The organism is Prosthecobacter algae, from assembly GCF_039542385.1.
GTDB lineage: Bacteria > Verrucomicrobiota > Verrucomicrobiia > Verrucomicrobiales > Verrucomicrobiaceae > Prosthecobacter > Prosthecobacter algae.
In genome coordinates, this window is sequence record NZ_BAABIA010000013.1 from 37,684 (window position 1) to 59,811 (window position 22,128).

At 59.4% G+C, this 22,128-nt stretch carries 19 protein-coding genes; 13 read left to right on the top strand and 6 right to left on the bottom strand.

The window, feature by feature from the left end:
- Positions 1-6: 6 nt before the first annotated feature.
- From ABEB25_RS23065 to ABEB25_RS23080, 4 genes are all read right to left on the bottom strand, one after another.
- Positions 7-1,056, bottom strand: a complete 1,050-nt coding sequence (locus ABEB25_RS23065; RefSeq protein ID WP_345738818.1) for a hypothetical protein — start codon at positions 1,054-1,056, stop codon at positions 7-9.
- A 147-nt stretch (positions 1,057-1,203) separates the two neighbouring features.
- Positions 1,204-2,376, bottom strand: a complete 1,173-nt coding sequence (locus tag ABEB25_RS23070; RefSeq protein WP_345738819.1) for a pyridoxal phosphate-dependent aminotransferase — start codon at positions 2,374-2,376, stop codon at positions 1,204-1,206.
- A 24-nt stretch (positions 2,377-2,400) separates the two neighbouring features.
- The gene (locus ABEB25_RS23075; protein WP_345738820.1) at positions 2,401-2,880 is read right to left on the bottom strand and encodes an Lrp/AsnC family transcriptional regulator; all 480 of its coding nucleotides are present in this window, start codon (positions 2,878-2,880) and stop codon (positions 2,401-2,403) included.
- Positions 2,881-2,944: 64 nt separating this feature from the next.
- Positions 2,945-3,964, bottom strand: a complete 1,020-nt coding sequence (locus ABEB25_RS23080) for a hypothetical protein (protein WP_345738821.1) — start codon at positions 3,962-3,964, stop codon at positions 2,945-2,947.
- 93 nt (positions 3,965-4,057) lie between these two features.
- Between ABEB25_RS23080 and ABEB25_RS23085 the strand changes: the two genes are divergently transcribed.
- The 7 genes from ABEB25_RS23085 (at position 4,058) to ABEB25_RS23115 (ending at position 10,049) form a co-directional block, all read left to right on the top strand.
- Positions 4,058-4,852, top strand: coding sequence for a glycosyltransferase family 2 protein (locus ABEB25_RS23085; protein WP_345738822.1), 795 nt, complete (start codon positions 4,058-4,060; stop codon positions 4,850-4,852).
- A 103-nt stretch (positions 4,853-4,955) separates the two neighbouring features.
- Entirely contained in the window at positions 4,956-6,701 is a 1,746-nt protein-coding gene (locus ABEB25_RS23090; protein ID WP_345738823.1) for a beta strand repeat-containing protein, read from the top strand.
- 15 nt (positions 6,702-6,716) lie between these two features.
- A complete protein-coding gene (locus ABEB25_RS23095; protein ID WP_345738824.1) occupies positions 6,717-8,462 on the top strand; it encodes an esterase/lipase family protein in 1,746 nt (581 codons plus the stop codon).
- Positions 8,463-8,555: 93 nt separating this feature from the next.
- Positions 8,556-8,915, top strand: coding sequence for a hypothetical protein (locus tag ABEB25_RS23100; protein ID WP_184206905.1), 360 nt, complete (start codon positions 8,556-8,558; stop codon positions 8,913-8,915).
- Positions 8,916-8,936: 21 nt separating this feature from the next.
- Entirely contained in the window at positions 8,937-9,299 is a 363-nt protein-coding gene (locus ABEB25_RS23105; RefSeq protein ID WP_345738825.1) for an arsenate reductase family protein, read from the top strand.
- A gap of 16 nt (positions 9,300-9,315) precedes the next feature.
- Positions 9,316-9,630, top strand: a complete 315-nt coding sequence (locus ABEB25_RS23110; RefSeq protein WP_345738826.1) for an immunity 53 family protein — start codon at positions 9,316-9,318, stop codon at positions 9,628-9,630.
- Entirely contained in the window at positions 9,627-10,049 is a 423-nt protein-coding gene (locus ABEB25_RS23115) for a hypothetical protein (protein WP_345738827.1), read from the top strand. Before ABEB25_RS23110 ends, ABEB25_RS23115 begins: the two co-directional genes overlap by 4 nt.
- Positions 10,050-10,389: 340 nt before the next feature.
- On the opposite strand, the gene ABEB25_RS23120 is transcribed toward ABEB25_RS23115, so the two are convergent.
- Complete coding sequence (locus ABEB25_RS23120; protein ID WP_345738828.1) at positions 10,390-11,421, bottom strand: alpha/beta hydrolase family protein; 1,032 nt, start codon at positions 11,419-11,421, stop codon at positions 10,390-10,392.
- Positions 11,422-11,584: 163 nt separating this feature from the next.
- Between ABEB25_RS23120 and ABEB25_RS23125 the strand changes: the two genes are divergently transcribed.
- The 6 genes from ABEB25_RS23125 (at position 11,585) to ABEB25_RS23150 (ending at position 21,657) form a co-directional block, all read left to right on the top strand.
- Positions 11,585-12,220, top strand: coding sequence for a hypothetical protein (locus ABEB25_RS23125; protein WP_345738829.1), 636 nt, complete (start codon positions 11,585-11,587; stop codon positions 12,218-12,220).
- A 208-nt stretch (positions 12,221-12,428) separates the two neighbouring features.
- Complete coding sequence (locus ABEB25_RS23130) at positions 12,429-13,151, top strand: 3-keto-disaccharide hydrolase (RefSeq protein WP_345738830.1); 723 nt, start codon at positions 12,429-12,431, stop codon at positions 13,149-13,151.
- A gap of 39 nt (positions 13,152-13,190) precedes the next feature.
- Positions 13,191-13,925, top strand: a complete 735-nt coding sequence (locus tag ABEB25_RS23135) for a hypothetical protein (protein ID WP_345738831.1) — start codon at positions 13,191-13,193, stop codon at positions 13,923-13,925.
- A 94-nt stretch (positions 13,926-14,019) separates the two neighbouring features.
- Positions 14,020-15,030: a biotin synthase BioB gene (bioB, locus tag ABEB25_RS23140; protein ID WP_345738832.1), complete on the top strand. Its 1,011-nt coding sequence runs from the start codon at positions 14,020-14,022 to the stop codon at positions 15,028-15,030.
- 172 nt (positions 15,031-15,202) lie between these two features.
- Complete coding sequence (gene lpxD / locus ABEB25_RS23145) at positions 15,203-16,240, top strand: UDP-3-O-(3-hydroxymyristoyl)glucosamine N-acyltransferase (RefSeq protein ID WP_345738833.1); 1,038 nt, start codon at positions 15,203-15,205, stop codon at positions 16,238-16,240.
- Positions 16,241-16,446: 206 nt separating this feature from the next.
- Positions 16,447-21,657 (top strand): beta strand repeat-containing protein, encoded by a 5,211-nt coding sequence (locus ABEB25_RS23150; RefSeq protein ID WP_345738834.1) that lies wholly within the window; start codon positions 16,447-16,449, stop codon positions 21,655-21,657.
- On the opposite strand, the gene ABEB25_RS23155 is transcribed toward ABEB25_RS23150, so the two are convergent.
- Positions 21,635-22,126 (bottom strand): hypothetical protein, encoded by a 492-nt coding sequence (locus tag ABEB25_RS23155; RefSeq protein ID WP_345738835.1) that lies wholly within the window; start codon positions 22,124-22,126, stop codon positions 21,635-21,637. The two genes, ABEB25_RS23150 and ABEB25_RS23155, sit on opposite strands and share 23 nt — an antisense overlap.
- Between the last annotated feature and the right edge of the window lie 2 nt (positions 22,127-22,128).

Here is a 22,128-nt window from a genome sequence, read left to right on the forward strand (position 1 = left end):
TTTCGGTTATTCAGGCTTCTGATGGAAGCTGTCTGCGGCTTTGAGCCACTGCGACAATTCACGGGTACAAAGCTCGATGTTGACTGAACTATTGAGCACCCAAAGGCAGTTTTTGGAGCTGTCCAACCAGGCGCTGCTGCCAAGCGGTGTGCTTAGACCATAGCCTTTCAGCACGGTCTGCGTTGAAGCCATAAAAGGCTGGATCTTGCCAGCCGAAATGAGGTGTTTTGACAATGATTTGGTTTGATCTTTGGTTAGGTGGAAGGCTTTCAACTGCAGAGAGTTGCCTCCTTCGTCTATTTTGGTCGTCTGACTGTCTCTTAGCTGTTTGATCATTTCTTCGGCCTCACTTTCCTCGATTCTTGTCTCCAGCATGCTGAGAGCGACCGGATAATGAACCACCAGTAAAGCGCGTTTGTTCGGCAAGTATTCTGCATAGCATCCCGCTGGAAAGATGAGGCCGTGTCGCTCCAAGTCACTTTCGACAGCATGCCATTGATCGGGATCGGCCTTGGTCTTGGCAAACCAATGCTGGTGCAGGGAATCACTCAAAAGCCAAAGTTGATAGCGAGTCGGGCGGTCTTTGAGTGTGGGATCACGGAAGGCGATCAAAAAGTCTTCGTTGCTGATATTGACCACCATTTGTGCCTCGTCGCAGAGCTGCTTTAAGACGCTGGCTGCAGTCTGCCCTTTTTCCCGGCAGACCAAGGACACCGTCTTTCCTGTGACTTCGTTGGAAACAAACAAAGAAGGCCTCAAGCCCTCTTTCGAGCAAAAATTTGCCCAAAGGTTTAGAGCCTCAGTGACGGGCATCTTGTTCACCTCAAATGAAGACATGGGTAGGGTCTGAATTTTGGTGACCTGTGAAGAGCCGGGAACGGGGCGACGAAAAACAGGCTTCTCATGGTCTCGTTGTTCTAGCATCCTTTTTTGGTATGCCTTCCAGTCAGCATCCGAATGGAAAGGATCGAGACCCCTCAGATCATTGTTAGGCACCACAAATGCCAGGATCAGATAGAGAGAGGCTAAAAAGCTAGGGTGTGGGCGAATCAGCATTAAAACCAACCTACCTTTTTTGAAACCCTGCTGTCCAGGTCTTGGTTTATGTGAAATCTGAATATCGGCTGATAGGCAGCATAAAAAGAGGTGTCACTGCTGAGCAATGACACCTCCTTGAATGTATAAACTGAGTTCTACCTTTGGCTACTTCCGCACCTCGTTCACGAACTCTTCCATGAGGTCCATGGCTTTGACGATGAGCTCTGGGGCGGTGGCGTAGCAGCAGCGGACGAAGCCTTCACCGGCGGCGCCAAAGGCGGTGCCGGGGACGACGGCGACGCTCTTTTTCTCGAGCAGGCCGATGGCGAATTCCTTGCTGGTGAGGCCGGTGCTGCGGATCTCCGGGAAGACGTAGAACGCCCCGCCGGGATTGAAGCAGTGCAGGCCCATGCCATTGAGGCGGCTAACGATGACATTGCGGCGCTGCTCGTAGCTTTGACGCATGTCTTCATAGGCACTGGCACCCATTTTCAGGGCTTCGATGCCGGCCACCTGGCTGAGGATGGGGGCGCAGAGCATGCAGTACTGGTGCACCTTCATCATGGCCTCGATGAGCGGGGCGGGGGCGCAGGCATAACCGAGACGCCAGCCCGTCATGGCAAAGGCCTTGCTGAAGCCGTGCAGGAGCACAGTGCGCTCGCGCATGCCGGGATACTCGACAATGCTCTTGTGCTGCTGGTTGTCGTAGAGTAGCTCGCAGTAGATCTCGTCGGTGAAGACTAACAAATCATGCTTCACGGCCAGGGCGGCGATCTTCTCCAGCTCCTCGGGCGGCATGACGCCGCCGGTGGGGTTGGTGGGAAAGTTCAGGGCAATGACCTTGGTCTTCGGCGTGATGGCTTTCTCCACATCCGCCGCCATGAGGGCGAATTTGTTTTCCTCCCGCGTCTCGACGACCACGGGCACGCCGTAGGCCATCTTGATGCTGGGGGAGTAGGAGACGTAGCAAGGCTCGTGATAGATGACTTCGTCGCCGGGGTTCAGCATCGCGCGGAAGGCGATGTCGAGGGCTTCGGAGACGCCGACGGTGACCAGGATCTCTTTTTTGGGATCGTAGCTCGTGCGGAACTGGTTCTCCACGTAACCGCTGATGGCGATGCGCAGGGATTCCAGCCCGAGGTTGGAGGTGTAGCTGGTCTGTCCCTTTTCCAGCGAGCGGATGGCTGCTTCGCGGATGGGCCAGGGGGTGGGTTTGTCCGGCTCACCGACACCCAGCGAAATCACATCGCTGCGGCCGATGACCAGCTCGAAAAAGTCCCGGATGCCAGAGCGCGGGAGTTCGCGGATCTGGGTCGAAATTTTGCTGTTGTAATCCATTTGGTTGGGCCTCTCAGACTAAGGTCATGGACTGACGGGCAGACGTTCTTCGTCGTCCCCGGAATTCGCGAGGAATCCGGACTGCTTGTAGGCCTTCAACTGGAAGTGGGTGGCCGTGGAGAGCACACCGCCGAGGGTGCTCAGTTTTTCCGCCACAAAGTTCGCCACATCGAGGAGGTCCTTGCCCTCAACGAGCACGGCGAGGTCATAGCCGCCGCTCATGAGGAAGCACTCACGCACCTGGTCGAATTTGGCAATGCGCTTCGCCAGACGGTCAAAGCCGCCTTCGCGCTCGGGGGTGATGCGCACCTCGATCAGAGCCGTGACGCCGCGATGGCCAGCCTTGTGTTTGTCCACAACCGCGTTGTAACCCAGGATCGTCTTGTCCGCCTCGGCCGCTCGCATCCTGCGCACGACTTCGTCTTCAGTGAGGCCCAGAATTTGGGCCAGCTCGCTGGTGGAGCGGTTTGAATTGATTTGGAGGAGTTGAATCAGGGGATCCATGGGAAGCGCAATTTAACGCACCTCTGATATCCTGCACAAAGTTTGTTTAACTTCTCACGGTTGCTTACTGGCAGCACGCGGTGGAGTGGGCCGGTAGCAGCAGCACCACCAGGGCGGGGGCTGCGACGGCGATGTCTGCCCAGACGCGAAAGGCCTCCGGCGACAGGCGGTGGCGGTTTTGCCAGACGATCTCTGTGGCGATGAGCCCTGCGCCGATGGCGAGGCTGAGGGGCAGCAGGGTGGCGGGCAGGTAGTCCAGCGGGATTGCCAAAAGCGCCACAAGGCAGAGGGCGATGGAGCCGCGCAGGGTGCTCTGGGCGCGGCGGCGGTTTTCCTCAGAGTTGGCTTCACGGGCATTGATGGTGGCCAGATTGCTGATGAAAAGCAGGCCCAGGAGGATCAGTTGCACCCAGTTTTCAGGGCCCTCGCTGCCCAGGGTGTGAAAACGGGTCCAGGTGGTGCAGCCGAAGGCAAAGAGCAGCCCGGCGGCGAGCTCCTTGCGGAAGTAATTTTCCAGATTTTCATGCCAGCGCAGGCTGATGAGGATGAGGGTGCCGGTGGCGATGAGCAGCGAGATGGTCACCCGCACGGAAAGCGGGATGGGCAGGGCATTGATGAAGAACAGGAGAAGCAGGATGCCAGCCTGCAGCAGCCAGCGGCGCACGCGGATGCTGGTGACGGAGTAGAGCACCAGGTAAAGTGCGATGGGCAGCACCTGGGTGAGGGAGTGGGCCAGCAGGCCGGAGGGCACCACCCAAAGGGCCAGCCACAGCAGATAGGCCGTGCCTGTGGGGATGACACCCAGCACCAGCGGCCAGCGAAACCGGCGGTAAAACAGGTGGCGCATGCTCAGTGCCGCCTCGGGCACGCCCCAGGCATCCAGCACGCGGTCTGCCAGGTAGATAAGCCACACGGCGAGGCCCAGGCCGGGGAGAACCCCAGGCATGAGGGCCAGGTCATCCATCCGGGCCAGCGCCGCCAGCCACAGCATGGCCACCAGCGGGGCCTCCAGGCTGAGCGTGTGCGGCCACAGCCAGGCGGGGGTGCGTGGGGAAGGGGAGGGATGAGTGGACGCAGCAGGCAAGGGGAGACATGAAGGCTGCTGGCGACGGATTGCAAACAGAGAGACTTTTCCGTTTTCATTTTGCCATTCCTCCTCTTCCATCCCCCCTCCGACATGCCGTACCCGCTTTCCATCGCCATCATCTCCAAAAATGAGGAGGCCAATCTGCGCCGCTGCCTGGCCAGTGCGGTGGGGCTGGCGGAGGAGATCGTGATCGTGGACAGTGGCAGTACCGATGGCACAGCCGCCGTGGCGGCGGAGTTTGGCGCACGCTTTGCCCACCAGGAGTGGCTGGGTTTTTCCGCGCAAAAAAACCTGTGCAACAGCTTCTGCACCCAGCCCTGGATCCTGGCCCTGGACTGTGATGAAGAGCTGTCGCCCGAGCTGCTGGCCTCCATCCGAGCCTTTTTTGACCAGGGAGATGCTGGTCGTTTTGACGCGGCCTGGATGGCGCGGCGGGTTTGGTTCCTGGGCCGCTGGATCCGCCATGGCGACTGGTACCCGGACAAAAAAGTGCGCCTCTTTCGCCGCGACAAAGGCCGCTGGGAAGGCCACGCCAATAGCCAGGTGCATGAGCGCCTGGTGGTGGATGGCCCCCACACCACGCTGAAGGGGGATCTCTACCACTACTCCTTCACCGATATGGCACACTACCTGGACAAACATGTGGTTTACACGGATGTCTTTGCCGATCATGAAAAGGCCTCTGGCCGCGGCTGGTCCGTGGTGGCCGTGGCCTTCCGGCCCTGGTGGCGCTTTGTCCGCGCTTACATTTTTCGGCGCGGGTTTCTGGATGGGTTTCCTGGATTTTGGATCGCGGTGGCCACGGCTTTTTTCACCTTCATGCGCTACAGCCGGGCCTATGAGGCGAAGGTGAGCCGCAAGGCGAGAGATCAGAAAGTCTGTTAAAAAGTTTGTTAGAATGTGCGCTGGGAGTGATACCTGGAAGCCCCTTCAGGGATTCTCTTGAGTGAGGGCTGTCGTTTGGGCCGCCTGCCAGGATTTCTGACCTATGAAAACGCTGCCTCTTCCAACGTCTGTTTTGGAATCACTCGAACCTCGGCTAGCTCCGGCCGGCATTGTGAATATCACCGTTTCTGGAGGCGTGCTGACGCTGACTGGGGACGCAAGTGCGAACAACATCGAGGTGGTGGATACGGGTTTTGGCGCCTGGACCATCAGCGGCGTAGGCACACAGTTCACTCTGAATGGCACGGGGGCGCCTTTCAGCTCCACCACGATTGCCGTGCAAAATTCGATCAAGGCCAACCTGGGCGGTGACAATGACAACCTGCAACTGAACGGCCTGGAAATGAGAGGCACCGTTTCCATCCTTGGCGGAGATGGCAACGATACGCTGAGCCTGTTCCAATGCAGCACGTTGGGGGCCGTCACCTTCGATGGGGGCAACGCCAACGATGACCTCAGCATCGCCGAAGGATTCCACGGCGGCATCACCTTCAAAGGTGGCATCGGGGTGGATACGGTGACGCTGGTGGACTCCACCTTCACCAAAGCGCTGAACCTGAATTTCGGTTCAGGCAACAGCGCCTTCAGCCTTTCTGGTGACACGACACTGCATGGCGGTCTGGCCATCCTGGCCACTGGCATTGCCGGTGATAGTCACAACTATGATGTCTCCAACACCGAACTTATCATCGAGGGATCTGTTTCCATCAAGGCCACGGGGGCTGGCGCGATGAGCCTGCGTCTGGGCAACTTCGTCACCGATAGCATCCGTGTGGCCGGAGGGTTCGCGGTGACAGGCGGCAAGGGGGCGGATTCCGTCATCTTTTCACGGGAGGTGATGATCGGCGGTGCGTTCGCATTCAATGCGGGCGCAGGTGGCAATGGCATCTCATCTTTCGATGTTTCACTGCTGACCTTGGGCAGCTTCAGTTACACAGGCACCACGGGCACCGATGCCCTCAGCCTGACCTCCTCGGGTGGGCAGATCGCCATAGCGAAAGGATTGACGGTCAAGGCGGGTGACGGCTTCAACAGCCTGAATGTCATGGCTCCGTCCGTCACCATTGGCGGGGCTGTCAATCTCGCTGGTGGCGGCGGCGGGGACAGTTTTGCTATCGGCGGTGACTTTGCCTCCATCAACGGAGCTCTCACCTTCAAGCTCGGCAATGGCTACAACACAGGCACTTTTAACCCCGTCGTCGGCAGGGTGGGCAATGTCAGCTACACTGGCGGGACCGCCGAAGATCTTCTGGATATCGGAAAGTTTGACGGAACCTCCACGGCGATCACCGTGCTGGGCAATATCACCAGCGTCATGGGAACGGGCAATGCAGACCTGTCCATCCGCGATGCCTCGGTCCTTGGAAGCATCCTGCACTCCAGCAATGCCACAGTGACCGATAATTTTTACATCCGGGAATCCTATGTCCAGGGCAAGGTGACGGGCAACCTTTTGGGGTCCGCAGGGGCCTATGTCCAGGTGCAGGATAGCATTCTTGACATGGCCTACTCAGTGTCCACCGGAGCCGGTGGGGATGAAGTGGTGCTGGATACGGTCGCTGGCAGCAAAGTCTCCATCTTCAGGGGCGCGGTGAAGATCCTCCTCGGGGCAGGTGATGACATCGTGACCGCTGGGGGGACCGGTGCGGCGGTTAACCGGGGCAGCTTCTTTGAAAGCACCATCCTGATTGATGGCGGGGCGGACAATGACATCGCCAATCTCGAGACCGGTTATTTCAATAGCTTTGCCTTCCCGCTCCAGACGGTGGCGGTGGAGACGGTGAACTGACCTTCGTCTGCACGCATGCTTTCCTGGCGCTCCGGTTTTCCGGAGCGCTTTTTTGTTACAGTCCTGCTTCTAAAGCACTTGCTCTGCGGGCCGCCCATCCCACCATCCGGGGTGCTCTCCCGCCACATTCTCTGTTTCTGTGCTCCTCTATTGCTCCTCGCTAGCTGCATCGGCCCGCCCAAGGCCCCGCGGGTGCGCGAGCCCGCATGGACCTGGCCCGGCCTGACGGAGCGGCGCGTGAGCGTGAATCTGGAGCGTGCGGCGGAGGCCTGGGATGCGATGCAAGATCCACGTGCCAGCCGCCAGGAAAAGCAGCAGGCCGAGGCCGCCTATGAGCGTGCGCTGGGCTTCATGCTGAAGGACTGGGCGCGCGGGGAACTGCCGCGTGATTGGGAAACCGGAACCGTTTTTGAAGGCAAGAAAGGCAGCTATGCGGTGAACCTGCAGCCGGGACCTGGAAATCCCCTGGAGGTGTCGCCCGCGAGCCTAGACCGCCTCATCCTGGCGGATAGGGTGCGCATCTCACGGGATTGTGAACCGGTCATCGAGCCTGGGCTGGGCGTGCCTGTTGTCGGGCAGGTGCTGCATTCGGAAGAACTGGCCGCGAAGTACCCGATGATGCCGCTGAACGGCGCGCAACTGACGCTGACGGCGGTGCTGGAATTTGACCCGCCCCAGGCCGACCAGCCGCGTGCCTGCCACCTGCATTTTTACAATCCTCTGCGCCAGCCCAAAGCGACCGTGGCCGGGCGCAGCACCACGCTGGCGGCGAACTACACGGCCTCGAAGGAGCTGGCGCTCAACGATGGTTTCCTACGCCGTTTTTCCCTCACCGGCCTGCTGTTTCCAGACAAGGTGCTGGACGATGCCGAGCTTTATCGCCTGGAGATTTATGATCCCAACCGCATCCCCGTGGTCTTCGTGCATGGGCTGATGTCAGACCCCCACATCTGGTACAACACGATCAACGCCATCTACTCCGATCCTGAACTGCGGGCGCACTACCAGCCCTGGTACTTCCTTTACCCCTCCGGCATGGCCGTGCCCGCCACCTCCTGGCAGCTCCGTCAATCGCTGGAACAGGCCCGCGCGAGGCTGGACCCGGAGGGCGATGACCCTGGCATGAACCGCATGGTCATGGTGGGCCACAGCATGGGCGGCCTGCTCAGCCGGATGCAGACCATCGACAGCGGCGATGGCCTGTGGAACGCCTACTTCAACTGCGAGGCGGAAAAGCTCATGGTTTCCAAGTCCACCCTGCAACGGCTGAAGGAAACGCTGCGCTTTGAAAAGCAGCCTTACATCAAGCGGCTCATCTTCATCGCCGTGCCGCATAAGGGCAGCTCCATGGCAGATCGCGGCATCGTCTCGCGCCTCTCCACCCTCATTCGTCTGCCCACAGATTCCATGGTGCTGGCGAAGGAGATCGTCACCGGGAACATAGATTCCCTCACCCCGCAGATGCGGGACTGGGGCACCTTTGGGTTCGTCAGCCTGGGCACGCTGTCGCCCCGGCACCCTTATTTGAAGGCGCTGAACGCACAGCCCATTCCGGTGCCGCATCACAGCATCGTCGGCCAGTTTGGCAAAGGCCCGCTGGAGGACAGCAGCGATCGAGTCGTACCCTACACGAGTTCCCACCTCGCCACCGGGACCGAGGTGGTGGTGCCCTACTGGCATGGCTGCGTGGAAAAACCCGAGGTCATCGCCGAGGTGAAACGCCGCCTGAAACAGCACCTGCGCGAAAGCGGCAAGCTGTGAGCGAATGCGAGGCTGCCTCCAGAAACCATTGCCAACGCCCGCAAACGACTGCAAACAACGGCCAACCCTGCTTTTCCTCCCCCCCCTCACCGCATGTTTACCACCGGCCAAAAAGTCGTCTGCATCAACGATCAATTCGAGCCCTGGGTCTATGACCTCTACCGCGCCCTGCCCAAAAAAGGCCGCGCCTACACCATCCGGTCCATTTCCGTGGGGCGCTCGAATCCGAAGTTCAGCGTCAATGACGATGCGGAGCTGAAGCTGACCGATGCCGAATTCGACATCCTGGTGCTGCTGAAGGAACTGCAAAATCCCGAAGACCCGCACTCCTCCGTGAAGCAGGAACTCGGCTTCCGGTCCGAGCGCTTCGCCCCGCTGGAAGAAGACAGCGAGGAAGTGGAAGACGAAGCCGAAGAACTCATCGGCGCAGGTGCCGCCACCAAAGGCTGGTAACTTTTAGCCCTCTCTTTTTGTATGCTGAAAGTCTATGCCTATCAGGGCTGCTCCACCTGCAAGAATGCCCTCAAGTGGCTGAAGGCCCAGGGCATCGCCCATCAGGAAATCGCCATCCGCGAGACCCCGCCGACGGTGCCCGAACTGCGCTCCATGCTCGCCGCCAAAGGCGATGACCTCCGCCCCCTTTTCAACACCTCCGGCCAGGACTACCGCGCCCTCGGCATGAAGGACAAACTGCCCACCCTGTCCACGGACGAAGCCCTCTCCATGCTCGCGGAGAACGGCAATCTCGTGAAACGCCCCTTCGCGCTGGATGAGACGGCGGGTGTGTATTTGGTCGGTTTTAAGGAGGCGGAGTGGGGGATGGCGTTGAAGACATAACAGAACCTTTAATTCGATGACCCTCGAAACCTTGCAATCCTGGTATGCGGCCCATTGTAACGGAGACTGGGAACATTCATACGGAGTCCAGATCACCACTCTCGATAACCCCGGCTGGCTGGTTACCATAGACCTTACAGGCACAGATCTTGAGCACCTGACCTGTAGCCACAACGAGGACCGTTCCGAATCGGATTGGATGACCTGCAGTGTCGAGAACAAAAAGTTTACAGGATGTGGTGACGTGAATTCTTTGCGCCGGATTCTGGATTTTTTTGGCAGCCTTATCGCCGGAAAGAACCGCCCAACTCAACCGAGTCCCGGACTATGAACACGAAAGCCAAACTGACTCTCGCTATTATGCTGATGCTCGTCTTGCTGCCTGCGTCTTGGATTACATACTCACGCCATGCAGCAAGGGTTTATCTTTCTGATGGCGACACGAGTTTAAAGGATATTGGCTTCTTCCCAGCTTCGGGTGAGATGTATGCTGAGGGGGTTGGATTCGTTGACTCTACACTCTATTATCAGGCGAGTGTCACACCAGAAGAAGTTACCTGGCTTGACCGTATCCCGGCTGTGACCTCCATTGAGGCTCCACCATCGAGTCCATTGTGGTGGCGCTTAGCCCTTTGGTGGCATGGTCGCTCATCAAGCATCAGATACTTCCGCACAGCCGAGAAGTGGCCTTGTATTTACGCCTACAGCAAAGAGGCTGGCATCATATTCGGAACGGTGGAGTATGATTAGCGCAATGAACACCCTCCACGGAAATCTAAAAAAGTAAGGAGAACGGTCTACCTGCTTTTTTAAACCCACTTTCTCTGGGTTCCGCTTGCTGCGCAGACCTCAGATCACTTTGCCAGCGGCCCAATATTCAGCGCTTTGTCGGCAGGAATGTTGGGCAGGGGAGGGACGGGGGGCGGCGAGGTGGAATCATCAGGCTTTCAAAGCCCACTTTCAGCTCCACATCGCGGTTTTTAGGCATCGTGTATTTGTAGAACTTCGGGATGTACAGCACGGGGCCGCTGTTTTGGATGAATCCCCATCGGCGCAGCGATTCGGCACCGCTGGAAGGTTTCTCGGCACCCTAGGGTGTCCAGGGTTCGAGGGTGGAAGGCTGGCGGCACCAAGCGTTGGGCTTGGGTTTGCCCTTGTAGTCCGGTGGATACTTCGGGCGGTCCCAGTCCATCACCCCGCCATTCGGCACGGCAGCGGCGATTCGCGGGTCAAACGCGGCGGCGAAAAGTGTGATGTGCCCACCATAGGACCAGCCCGTGCAGCCGATGCCCTGGGGGTTCACATAGGGCAGGGACTCCAGGTAGTCCACCGACCGCATCACATCCCAGATGCACTTGCCGATGATGGACCAGGCATCGTCGGCCATGATGTCCGGGTAGCGCTTGTAAAACTGCCGGGTGTCCAGCGGACGTTGTCCGGGCTCGATGCGGTCGCCATCGCCCACCAGGTCAATGCTCAGGGTGACATAGCCCTGCCGGGCAAGCAGCAAGCCCGAGGCGCGCCCTCCGGCAAGGTAAGCCTGCATGGCCTCAGGGTCATTCGGATCGGGCAGGCCATTGTTATACCGTGGGTCCTGACCCACCAAATCGGGCCGACCGACAAAGCCGGTTTTCGGTTCGGAGGCAAAACGTCCCGCCACACCCGCAGGGCTGCTTTTCCCCGCGCCATAGGTGGTGCTGTGCAAGCAGATGACGACAGGTGCCTTGAGGCCCTTTTTCTCATAGGCGTCCGTCGCGCTCTCCGGCACCAGCAGCCAGCCGTAAATCCAGATGTCCGACTGCGATCCACCACAATCGTCCACTTCCGAGCGGAACTTCACTTTGTAGCGCGTGATGTCCCCGGCCTGCACCGGATAATTGGGATCAGTCGCTGAAGCAGGAAGGATTTCCGTGGAGAGGATTTGCGCGTCCAGCGGCGGTTTGGTGGTGGGAAAGGGACCCAGGATTTTCAGCCATTCCGCCTCCAGCTGTTTCCTTTTGGCGGGCCATTTATCCCCGGCATCCAGCGCGGGGTTCGGCGGCGGTGGCGCATCCGCTTTTGCGGCCTGCGGGAGGAATGAACTCACCACGAGAGCGAGAAAGCAGAGGAAAGGCCTTTTCATGAAATCAGAGGCGAATGGTTGATTGCAGGAGCTTGGATCCAGTCTGGCTGTTGGGTGGGAGAATGTGTCACTCAGCATAAGGGCTGTGATGGGAGGAGAAAAGAACAGGTTATGGTTTAGCGCTTGCCATTAGCACCCGAAATGGAGTGTGAATCATGCTGCCATGAAAAAAGCTCTTTTATGTGTCTTCCTGTTCTTCACTTCTATTCGAGGCAGTGTCGCAACCTATCTTGAGCTGGTAGAAGCTGGCCAAATGGATCTCACACTGGATCGGACAGGCGTGATGCATGGCATTGTGAGTGAAATTTCAGCCTATGGCCTCTTTGGGGCCTGTGTGGTGCGTGAGGTTCGTCCGGTGGTTTTTACGGCGGTGTACTTAGAAGAGGCAGTTTTTGAATACGCTTTATGTCATGTGATTATTGAACTTACTCTCAAAGAGGACCTTCAAAAGGCTGGGGAATCTCGACAAGAATATCTTATCCTCGTTTGCAGGGACAAGTATCGACAAGACAGTCTTTGGGAACTGCGAACCCGAACGGGGGATTACAGCTCCAAGTTTAGCAATGTGGGGGTATTGCCACTAGAAAAGGGATCAACGAACCTGCAACCACTGTGGGAGTTTCTGGTGCACTGGGATGTTTTGGAGGGGTTTCGGAAACCGCCGACTAAAAAAGAATCCGTTGGGCTTTGCTTCAAAGTGTACAAGGAAATTTATGCCCAGATTCTCAAGGGAACAGCAGAGAAGGACTTTTTTAACTACATCAAAGATCATTTTCCAGATGTGAGCCTTCCTCAATAAGTTGGTGGAAAGAAGGCGATGACGCGGTGTGGTCCTCAGACTCCGAGGGCGGCTGGGGGGCTAAGGGAGAGGCTCGTCAACTAAGACGGAGAACACCGCATCCTCCACATGCAGCCCCGCCTCGGCACAAATCATTCAAACGCGATCTGGCGCTGCAATCCGATAGACAAGTTCCGGGTGGCACGTTACAACGGGCCATTCTCCAACCATGAAAGCACGTTTCCTCATTCCTGCCTTTGCCGCGCTGGCCTTCGCCGTCTCCGCTGCTGAACCTGTCCAGATTTTTAATGGCAAAGACCTCACGGGCTGGGAGGGGAACAAGGACCTCTGGAGTGTGCAGGAGGGGACCATCACGGGCATCACGCCACCGGACCCGGCGGACCCGACCAAGGGCATCATCAAGCACAACACCTTCCTCGTCTGGAAAGGCGGCACGGTGGGAGACTTTGAGCTAACCTTCAAATATCGCATCGAGAAGGGCAATTCCGGCGTGCAGTATCGCAGCAAGGAACTCGCCGCCGGTGCCTTTGGCCCGGTGCTCAGCGGTTACCAGGCCGACTTTGAAGCGGGCAAGAAATACAGCGGCATCCTCTATGAGGAAAAGGGCCGTGGCATCCTGGCCCTGCGCGGGGAAAAGACGGTGATCAAGCCGGCGGCTGACGGTGGCAAAAAGACCGTGGTCGAAAAAGCCGGCACGGTGGGCGATAGCGAGGCGATCCAGGCCAGCATCAAAAGCGAAGACTGGAACGAGTACAAAATCGTCGCCAAGGGCAACCACGTGCAGCATTTCATCAATGGTCAGCAGACCATCGACGTGACGGATGAAGACGCCGCCAATGCACCGAAGGAAGGCCTGCTGGGTCTGCAGATCCACCAGGGTCCGCCGATGAAGGTGCAGTTCAAGGATTTCAACCTGGTCCCCCTGAAGTAGGCATTGCCTATGCTGCCGGGCTGTCTTTAATCTACCGCCATGTCCACACGCCCCCATTTGGTCAGAGCCGCGCTTCTCCTCCTGGTGACCTTGGTGCTTTCCTGCACCGCTGCCCAGGCCCAGAATGAATACATCATCTGTTCTGGCGGCCCGGCTTTGAGAAAGTGGGAGGACCTGCGCCAGCCCGCGCAGCAGCATGACCGCTGGTGGGGAAACTTCGTCCGCCCGGCCCGTGTGCGTATGCAGGAACTGCAGCGCACCCAGCCGAAGGGCACCATCATCACCTGGCTGGTGTATCGGGATGCCTACCTGCGCCGTGCGGGGGAGGATCGCGATCCGCTGACCAGCCACGTGGAGTCGGTGCAGAGCACCTATGGCATCAATCTGGTGTGGTTCCGCACGAAGGAAGACGTGATCAATTACATCAACCGGGGCGGCGGTTCCGTGTCCCGTGCCCGCAGCAAGATCTCGGGTTTCGAGTTCTTCGGCCACTCGAACAAGTATTGTTTCCTGTTTGATTACAGCTCCGACGTGTATGCGGCCTCCACCACGTGGCTGCATGAAAACGACCTGCCAAGGCTGAACCGCAGCGCCTTTGCCCGTGGGGCCTACTGCCAGAGCTGGGGCTGCCACACGGGGGAAAGCATGAGCCGGGCCTGGAAGAAGGCCACCGGGGCACCGATGATCGGCGCGATCGGCAAGACGGACTACTCCTTCATGCACCTGCGCGGCTGGAAGGTGGCGCTGGGGCAGGGCGGACGCTGGACGCAGTAGTGCCTGGGCAGATTTCGGGCAACGGAGGCGGAAATCCCAAATTCGTTTTGCCCTCGCGGCGGTTTCGTGGCAAAGGCGTCACAGCATTTAGCGCATGAACTACGCCGACCTCCATCGCATCTACCACCAGCCTTTTTTTGACCTCATCAAGCAGGCCCGTGCCGTCCATGAAGAGCATTGGACCGGCAACGAGGTGCAGCTTTGCACCCTCCTGAGCATCAAGACCGGTGGTTGCAGTGAAGACTGCGGTTACTGTGCCCAGAGCGCCCGCTACAGCACAGGTGTGCAGGCGGAGAAGCTGATGGAGAAGGCCGATGTCATGGAGCGCGCACGGGCAGCCCGGGCCAGTGGCTCCACCCGCTTTTGCATGGGCGCGGCCTGGAAGGGCGTGCGTGTGGGCACCCAGAAGTTTGACCAGGTGGTGGACATCGTGAAAGACGTGGCCACCCTGGGCATGGAAGTGTGCGTGACCCTGGGCCAACTTGGCGCTGAAGAAGCCGCCGTTCTGAAGGAAGCCGGCGTCACCGCCTACAACCACAACATTGACACGAGTCCGGAACACTACCCGAACATCGTCAGCACCCACACCTTTGAAGACCGCCTCAGCACCATCCGCCATGCGCAGGATGCGGGCATGTCCGTCTGCGCTGGTGGCATCCTCGGCCTGGGCGAAACCATCGAGGACCGCCTGAAAATGCTGGAAGTGCTCAGCAACTTCAATCCGCATCCAGAGAGCGTGCCGATCAATGCCCTGATGCCCATGAAGGGCACCCCGCTGGGCGGCAATGTGCAGGTGGATAGCTTCTCGCTCGTGCGCATGATCGCCGTCACCCGCATCGCCATCCCGCGTGCAAAGGTGCGCCTCAGCGCAGGTCGCACGAATCTGAGCCGCGAAGCCCAGGCCCTGGCCTTCTTTGCCGGTGCCAACTCTATCTTCTACGGTGACAAGCTGCTGACCGCGGCGAATCCGCAGGCTGAGGAAGATCTGGCGCTCATCCAGGCACTGGGCCTCAGCGCCCAGCAGCCGAACCCCGACATGAGCGCCCCGGTGGCAGACGAAGTGCGGGAACTGGCCCCGGCCTGCCACGTCACTTGTGGTGCGTGATCACGCTTTTCATCGCACTGTCATGAAACATGAGAGGCCTTCCTTCGAGAAGGCCTTTTTTGTAGGCTGCGCCCAGAGTCCTCAAATCGCCGTTTGGCAGGCAGAAAAATCCACGCTTCAAGATCAACTCGCCCTCGCCTTTCTGGCCAGATTGTGAGAAAGGGCGGGCCTCATGAACATCGCCCTTTCCGAATTGGCTGAACTTTTGGGAGGTCAACTTCTCACTGGCAGTCCAGACACCCGCATCACCGGCTTCGCTTCTCTTAAAGAAGCCGCAGCCGGGGACCTGAGCTTTTTTTATGATGCCCGTTATCGGGATAAGCTGGCGGCCACCCATGCCACAGCGGTACTGGTGCCCAAGGGGCTGGAGGGCTGCCCGGAGAAGGTGGCCTGCATCGCGGTAGAGGATCCTTCCCGCGCCTTTGAAAAAGTGGTGGATACCTATGGCTTCCACGCAGCGGCTTTTGAGGCAGGCATTCATCCTCGTGCCGTCATTGCGGAAGGTGTGAAGGCGGACCTCAGCAAGATCTCCGTGGCAGCCTGTGCGGTGATCGAAACCGGGGCCGAAATTGGCGATGGGGCGGAAATTGGTGCGGGCTGTTTTGTCGGTCGCAATGCCGTTATCGGCGCTGGGACGAAGCTGTTTGCGAATGTGACCGTGCATGAGGCCTGCGAACTGGGCGAGCGTGTGATCCTGCACTCCGGCGTGGTCATTGGTGCGGATGGTTTCGGCTACGAATTTGAAAAAGGCCGTCATCGCAAAGTGCGTCAGGCGGGCATTGTACAGATCGACAACGATGTGGAAATCGGTGCCGGGACCATGGTGGACCGCGCTCGTTTTGGCCGCACCTGGATCGGTGAAGGCACAAAGATTGATAACCTGGTGCAGATCGGTCACAACGTGGTCATCGGGAAGCATTGCATCCTCGTCGCCGGCACGGCCATTGCAGGCAGTGCGATCATTGGCGACTACGTCGTCATTGCCGCGCAGTCCGGCGTGGCGGGGCATGTGAGTGTGGGCTCCTTTGTGACCTTGGGCGGGCGCAGTGGGGTGACGAAAGACATCCCTGCGGGCAAGGCCACCTACATGGGCTTCCCGGCGGTGCCGGTGATGGATGAACGCCGCCGTCTGGCCAGCATCAATCGCCTGCCGCATCTCTCCGCCCGTGTGAAGGCCCTGGAGAAAGACGGTGCCGAGGAAGAAAGTTGATCCCCAATGGGGCGAAGCTGCGAGGCCCTGACGGTTATTGATACGAATGTGCCGGATGTGGCCTCGTGGAACGAGGACGTCACATCCTGGCACAGGCGCTGCTTAACAGTTGGTTAACCCCCCAACTGTCACACTCGCGAAAGCGGCCATTCCGGCTCAGGGATGTCCACGGTCACGAGGGACGGAAAGGGAACCCACCGTGACCCATGAAGCGCCTTTTTTTGACCCTGCTGATGAGTTTTTCCGTGCCCTCTTTGGGGCAGCTCGTCTTTGACGGCAATACCGGATTAAACGGAGTGCAAAACGGGGCTGGCGTGTGGGATACTGGCACGGCGAACTGGTGGAACCCGACGCTCCTCTCTAACACCACCTGGAATGATGGGCTGGCCCAATTTGGCAGTTCCTCCAGTGCCGTGGGCGGCACCATCACGGTCAACTCGGCCATCAATGCGACAGGTCTGGATTTCCTGCCACTGAGCGCCGCTCCCACCACCACGAACCAAGCCTATCATTTCAGTGGCACCGGATCGCTAAACCTCACCGGACCCGCGCCGATCATCAACATCGGTAATTTGAGCACCTCAGGGAGTAGCACAGCCGTCTCGGCGGTGAACTTTTTACTGCCCGTGAATGCCAACAATCTGACAATTCAGAAAAGCAGTGGCACGACGACTGGCTTCGTTCGCTTCACGGCGAACAACACCGGCCTCACGGGTCTGCTGACGTTGAAGGGGGATGCGGGCGGGATCTTTCTAGGCTTCGGTTCCCAGACCATTTTCCCCAATCTTACCGCGGTGGTGGTGGAGTCCAACTCGGTGGCGCAACTGTTAGGCACGGATGTTACTTACAATGTGCCTTTTCGCATTGCCGGCGGTGGCGGCACGACCAACTGGGGGGCCATCCGCATGGACTCCAGCGTGACCCTCGCAGGTGGTGTGGCCCTCATTGGTGATGCGCGCATCCACACGCACACCAACGTCATCAATTCCTTCATCACCTCGCCGATCACGGAGATGGGCGGCAGCTACTCCTTCACCCGCACAGCGCTGCTGCCCACCACCGCCACGGCGGCACTTTCCATGACCTACACGGCGGCAAATACCTACACGGGGTCGACGAACTTTGGCCGTGCCGTGGTGCCTGCTTTCCCCACCTTTCCAGTCTCGGCAGAGGGGGGACTTAACGTGCTCGATTTTGCTGCGGCGGGCGCACCCGCTTCAAACATCTTCTACAATGGGGTCACCCCGGGGGCGCTGAATCTCTTCGGCGGTCACGCGCTGACCACGGTGATGCGGCTGCGAGGCAAGGCTGGCGAAACCAGCAGCCAGACCTTTGGCGATGTGACGGTGGCGCAAAACCGCTCTGAGATCGAACTCATCTCTGGGGCAGGGGGCACCATGAATCTGGCCCTGGGAGCACTGGGCCGCACGGGCAACGGCGTGCTTTCCATCAAGGAACCTGTTTCTGGCAGCATCACGACGACGGTGCCCACCCCTTTCCTAGGGGCCTGGGCCACCTTCACCAGTGCCAGCGGCAGCAGCTCCTGGGCAGCCGCGCCGACGGGCACGCTCACGGGTTTCACCGGCGATACAGTGCATGCTACGGGCACCGTCCAGGCCGATGCCCCGGCGGCGAACCTGCAAGTAGGCAATGCTTCCACCCAGGCGGTGACCTTTGGCCCCGGCACAACGAACCTGAACACCGTATCCATGACGGATACCTGGTTAGGCCGTTCTCTGGACATGGGTGCTGGGCAGACCCTGCGGCTGGGGGCTGTGGGCGGCTTTCAGGCGGTCAGCGGTGCCTATGGACTTACGGTGAACGGGGGGAAGCTGACAGCAGGTGGGGCGGATAACACGGTGGGGCAGGTGATCCTAACCAACTTTTCCACATCGGATATGACCGTGAATTCTGTCATTGAAAACAATGGAACCGGAGCTGTGAGTGTGCTGCTGAACGGCCCCGGCAAGACGGTGCTGGCAGGGGCCAATAGCTACACGGGCCAGACGACGGTGAACAGTGGCAGCCTGGAGATCCGCCACGGTACGGCCCTGGGCACTGGGGCAGGTTACACCCAGGTCCTCACCGGGGCTTCGCTGCTGCTTTCTGGTGGCATCAGCACGGCGGAGCAAATCATTCTTTCAGGCCGTGGTGTGGACCTGGCCGGGGCATTGCGGAATGTCAGCGGCACCAATACCGTCACCACGCAGATGGTGGCCATCACGAATACGCGCATTCATTCGGATGCGGGGGAGTTGATCCTGAGTCCCGCAGGCGGTGCGACGGCGGTTTCCATCTCCGCCGCCACAGTGCCCATCACCTTTGGTGGCGCAGGCAACATCACGGTGACCGGGCGGGTCAATACCACCACCTCTTCTTCAGCCATCACCAAGGAGGGAACCGGCACCTTGGTCCTGGGGGGAGATAACATCTTTTCGGGCACGGTGACGATCTCGGCAGGCACGCTGCGCATCACGCATAACAATGCGTTAGGCACCGTGGGAACGGGCGCGACGACGACGGTGAGCAGCGGGGCTGCCCTGGAGTTGAGCGGTGGAATCACTACGCCTGAAAGCATGAACGTCAGCGGGACGGGGGTGGGGAATCAGGGTGCGATCCGCAGCGTGAGCGGTAGCAACACGATGTCTGGAACGGTGACTTTGGGGGCCAACCTGCGCCTCCAGGCCGAGTCCGGCAGCACGCTGAACTTCGATGTGGCCAGCGGGAACTCGATCCTGCATTCCGGCACGGCCAGTATCTCAGTCACCTTTGCTGGCAATGGCACCATCAATGTGGCAGATCCCATCGCCAAGACAAGCACAGGCACGCTGGGCGTGACCAAGAGCGGCAATGGCAGCGCAAACATTCGCGGGGCCAGTCCTACGGTGAATGGCAGCATCACGGCAAATGGCGGCATTTTGAATCTGGACTTTGCCAACGCCCCAGTGGCCTCGGTGGACAATCTTTTGGGTTCGGGCGTGCCTGCCATTTTCAGCGGCGGGGTGCTGCAGGTGACGGGCCGCAGCGGCGGTACGGTGGGCCAGGCTTTTGGCGCGGTGACCGTCAGTCCCGGCAGCGGTGAACTGCGGGTGGTGCAAAACGGCGGGACGAATGTGAATGTGGCCCTGGGAGCCATCAGCCGTCCCTCCGCCGCAGCCATGCTGCGTTTCACCCCCGGCAGCAGCGGTGCGCTGACCACCACGGGCGGGGCGGACAATGCGGTGCTGACCAGTGACAGCATGGCCTTTGCCACCGTGGGTGCCAGCGACTGGGCCGCCACGGGCGTCTTGAGCGGTGGTGTGCGCAGCATTGTGGGCCTCTCCAGCATCGCTGGTGGTTATACGAATACTTCAGGAGGGGCACTTGCAGGCCACGCCGATGTGACCACGGCGACCGTGAGTGTGCCGGATAACCTAACCACAAGCACGGTGCGCTTTAATACAGCGGGTGGCAGCGCGGTGACGATTGCTGCGGGGAAGATTCTCTCGACAGGAGGCATCCTCGTCGGGGAGGGGGCCGGAGCCACCGATGTGACCCTCAGCGGCGGCATCCTGCGCAGCAGCTCCACCAACATCTCTTCTTCTGTGGCAGATCTGATGGTAATCCAGAACAACACGGCGGCGGGTTTGATCATCAGTTCCGTCATTGCCAACAATGCCACCGCCAGTTCCACCACGGGCTTTACTAAAACGGGTCCGGGCACGGTGTATCTCGATACGGTTTCCCACACTTACACGGGCACCACACGGGTGGTGAATGGGATGCTCCATCTGCGCTCGGGCAACATTTCGGCCAGCTCGGAAGTGACCCTGGGGGCGGGCAGCACCAGTGGGGTGCTGAAGCTGGGTAGCGGCAGCACGGCCGTCTCATTGGCAGTGGACTGGCTGCGCACGGATGGCACCGGCACGGGCAATGCCGTGGTGGGCGGTGCCACGGCGTACTCCACTTTCACCCTGGATAACAACACCGTGGCCAGTGACTTCCGTGCAGGCATGCTCGGCGGGACCGGGGTGAATGAAGATAACTTAAACTTCCGCCTCACCACAGGCGGTTCGCTGGTGGCGACTCTCGGGCCTGCCAATACTTACAAAGGCAAGACGACCATGCTGGCCGGGGTCATTGAAGCCACCCTGCTGGCGAATGCCGGGCTGCCCAGCTCCCTGGGACGTGGCGATCAGAATGCGGAATCCGCCATCATTGACATGACCGGGGCCACGGTGACTGGAGCAACTGTGCAGGCTGTCTCAACATTGCGTTACATCGGCAGTGTGGATTCCGTGACGGACCGCATCATTCGCATCACCAATTCGGATGTGATCGGCGATACTTTTTCCGTCTTGGCGAATCTGGAAAACAACGGCACAGGCACGGTGAAGTTCACCAGTCAGTTCCTTTCAGAAGGCAGCAATACAGCGCCACGCACGCTGCGCCTGGGCGGCACCCAGGTCGGCGCGAATGAGATCGCCGGCATCAGCAATGCCTCTGTCGCAACGACGAGCCTTGAAAAATATGGCACCGGCTCATGGACCATCACTGGCGACAGCCCGCACACGGGCAGCACCACCGTGAGCAATGGCCTGCTCCAGCTTGGCAATGGCGGCACGACAGGCAGTGTGGCCAGCACAGAGATTTTTCTGAGTGCCCCCACCGCGATCCTCAGCACCAAACGCAGCGACACCCTCACGATGCCGCAGGCCATCACGGGCACGGGCACTCTGCGGATTGACAACACCACGACGGGTGTCACTCGCCTAACCAGTGATGCCAATGCCTATGCCAATACGGTGGTGCAAAGCGGCAGCCTTTTGGCCAATAATGTTGCTTCCCTCAGCTCGGCTACTGGCACGGGACCGGTCTTGGTCAATCCAGGGGCGACTCTCGGCGGCACTGGGCGCATGGCCCCGGCATTGAACAACTCCATCACGATTGTGGCAGGCACGCTGAGCGTGGGGGACTTCACCTTATCGAGTCCAACGGCGGCGGATCTAATCCTGACCACCAGTGGCACTGGCAGCCTGTCCTTGCAGGCGGGTTCCGTCTTTGCCTTTGATCTTTTCAGTGGCGCGGGTTTGGGCGACAACACGCTGACGAGCACGGCGGCAGACCTGGCGGTGATCCTGGGCCGGGTCAGCCTCGGCACGGACATCACCCTGCGGGTCAGCAATCCGAACGGGATGACGGGTTTTGCCGCAAATGATTCCTGGAAAATCTTCGACTGGTCAGGCCTTACAGAGCCTGTCAGCGGCAGCTTTACAGCTATGGATCTGCCAACTTTGAGCGGTGGCCTGACCTGGGATCTCAGCGAGCTTTACACCGGTGGCATCCTCAGCATCGCCCTGGTGCCTGAGCCTTCACGGCTGGTGCTGGTGATGCTCGGTTTTGCGGCTTTGTTGGTTAGGCGTCGGCGGGTTGCCTGATCAGGGCGGCTTTTGCAGCCCTGCGTGGTCGGCATGTTTCCCAAAGACACAGCAGCCAGCCTGAGACAAGCAGGTAAAGCATGAAGCCTGAGTTGAGGCGAAGAGTGTCTGGGCCGGATTCGGAAGTGGCCTGTTGCAGAAGTTTCGGGCCCAAATGATACAGTGCCATAGAAAGGGCGATGATGCCTGTCATGAGCACCAGGGTGACGAGGCGTGTACGCCTTTCCATCCAGATGTAGACCGCTGCGGCATACACCACTAGGCAGGGAAGAACAGGTGTCACCAGAGCCAGTGAGACCGCCCAAGTCGGGGAACCGGATCGAGATGACCAGGGACTCATCATGAACATCATCAACCAAAAGCCCAAAGCTGTCATGGCGCAGGGGGCAATGATGAGGATCGTCACGGCCGACTTCCAGGCCACAACAGGGTAGGGCAGGTGGGGAGGACTTGGAGAACGGTGAGGCATGG

What these genes read in the sequence shown, in the direction of transcription:
- ABEB25_RS23065 (WP_345738818.1), bottom strand. Translation starts at nt 1,056, where the DNA reads ATGCTGATTCGCCCACACCCTAGCTTTTTAGCCTCTCTCTATCTGATC.
- ABEB25_RS23070 (WP_345738819.1), bottom strand. Translation starts at nt 2,376, where the DNA reads ATGGATTACAACAGCAAAATTTCGACCCAGATCCGCGAACTCCCGCGC.
- ABEB25_RS23075 (WP_345738820.1), bottom strand. Translation starts at nt 2,880, where the DNA reads ATGGATCCCCTGATTCAACTCCTCCAAATCAATTCAAACCGCTCCACC.
- ABEB25_RS23085 (WP_345738822.1), top strand. Translation starts at nt 4,058, where the DNA reads ATGCCGTACCCGCTTTCCATCGCCATCATCTCCAAAAATGAGGAGGCC.
- ABEB25_RS23090 (WP_345738823.1), top strand. Translation starts at nt 4,956, where the DNA reads ATGAAAACGCTGCCTCTTCCAACGTCTGTTTTGGAATCACTCGAACCT.
- ABEB25_RS23095 (WP_345738824.1), top strand. Translation starts at nt 6,717, where the DNA reads ATGCTTTCCTGGCGCTCCGGTTTTCCGGAGCGCTTTTTTGTTACAGTC.
- ABEB25_RS23100 (WP_184206905.1), top strand. Translation starts at nt 8,556, where the DNA reads ATGTTTACCACCGGCCAAAAAGTCGTCTGCATCAACGATCAATTCGAG.
- ABEB25_RS23105 (WP_345738825.1), top strand. Translation starts at nt 8,937, where the DNA reads ATGCTGAAAGTCTATGCCTATCAGGGCTGCTCCACCTGCAAGAATGCC.
- ABEB25_RS23110 (WP_345738826.1), top strand. Translation starts at nt 9,316, where the DNA reads ATGACCCTCGAAACCTTGCAATCCTGGTATGCGGCCCATTGTAACGGA.
- ABEB25_RS23115 (WP_345738827.1), top strand. Translation starts at nt 9,627, where the DNA reads ATGAACACGAAAGCCAAACTGACTCTCGCTATTATGCTGATGCTCGTC.
- ABEB25_RS23120 (WP_345738828.1), bottom strand. Translation starts at nt 11,421, where the DNA reads ATGAAAAGGCCTTTCCTCTGCTTTCTCGCTCTCGTGGTGAGTTCATTC.
- ABEB25_RS23125 (WP_345738829.1), top strand. Translation starts at nt 11,585, where the DNA reads ATGAAAAAAGCTCTTTTATGTGTCTTCCTGTTCTTCACTTCTATTCGA.
- ABEB25_RS23130 (WP_345738830.1), top strand. Translation starts at nt 12,429, where the DNA reads ATGAAAGCACGTTTCCTCATTCCTGCCTTTGCCGCGCTGGCCTTCGCC.
- ABEB25_RS23135 (WP_345738831.1), top strand. Translation starts at nt 13,191, where the DNA reads ATGTCCACACGCCCCCATTTGGTCAGAGCCGCGCTTCTCCTCCTGGTG.
- bioB (WP_345738832.1), top strand. Translation starts at nt 14,020, where the DNA reads ATGAACTACGCCGACCTCCATCGCATCTACCACCAGCCTTTTTTTGAC.
- lpxD (WP_345738833.1), top strand. Translation starts at nt 15,203, where the DNA reads ATGAACATCGCCCTTTCCGAATTGGCTGAACTTTTGGGAGGTCAACTT.
- ABEB25_RS23150 (WP_345738834.1), top strand. Translation starts at nt 16,447, where the DNA reads ATGAAGCGCCTTTTTTTGACCCTGCTGATGAGTTTTTCCGTGCCCTCT.
- ABEB25_RS23155 (WP_345738835.1), bottom strand. Translation starts at nt 22,126, where the DNA reads ATGCCTCACCGTTCTCCAAGTCCTCCCCACCTGCCCTACCCTGTTGTG.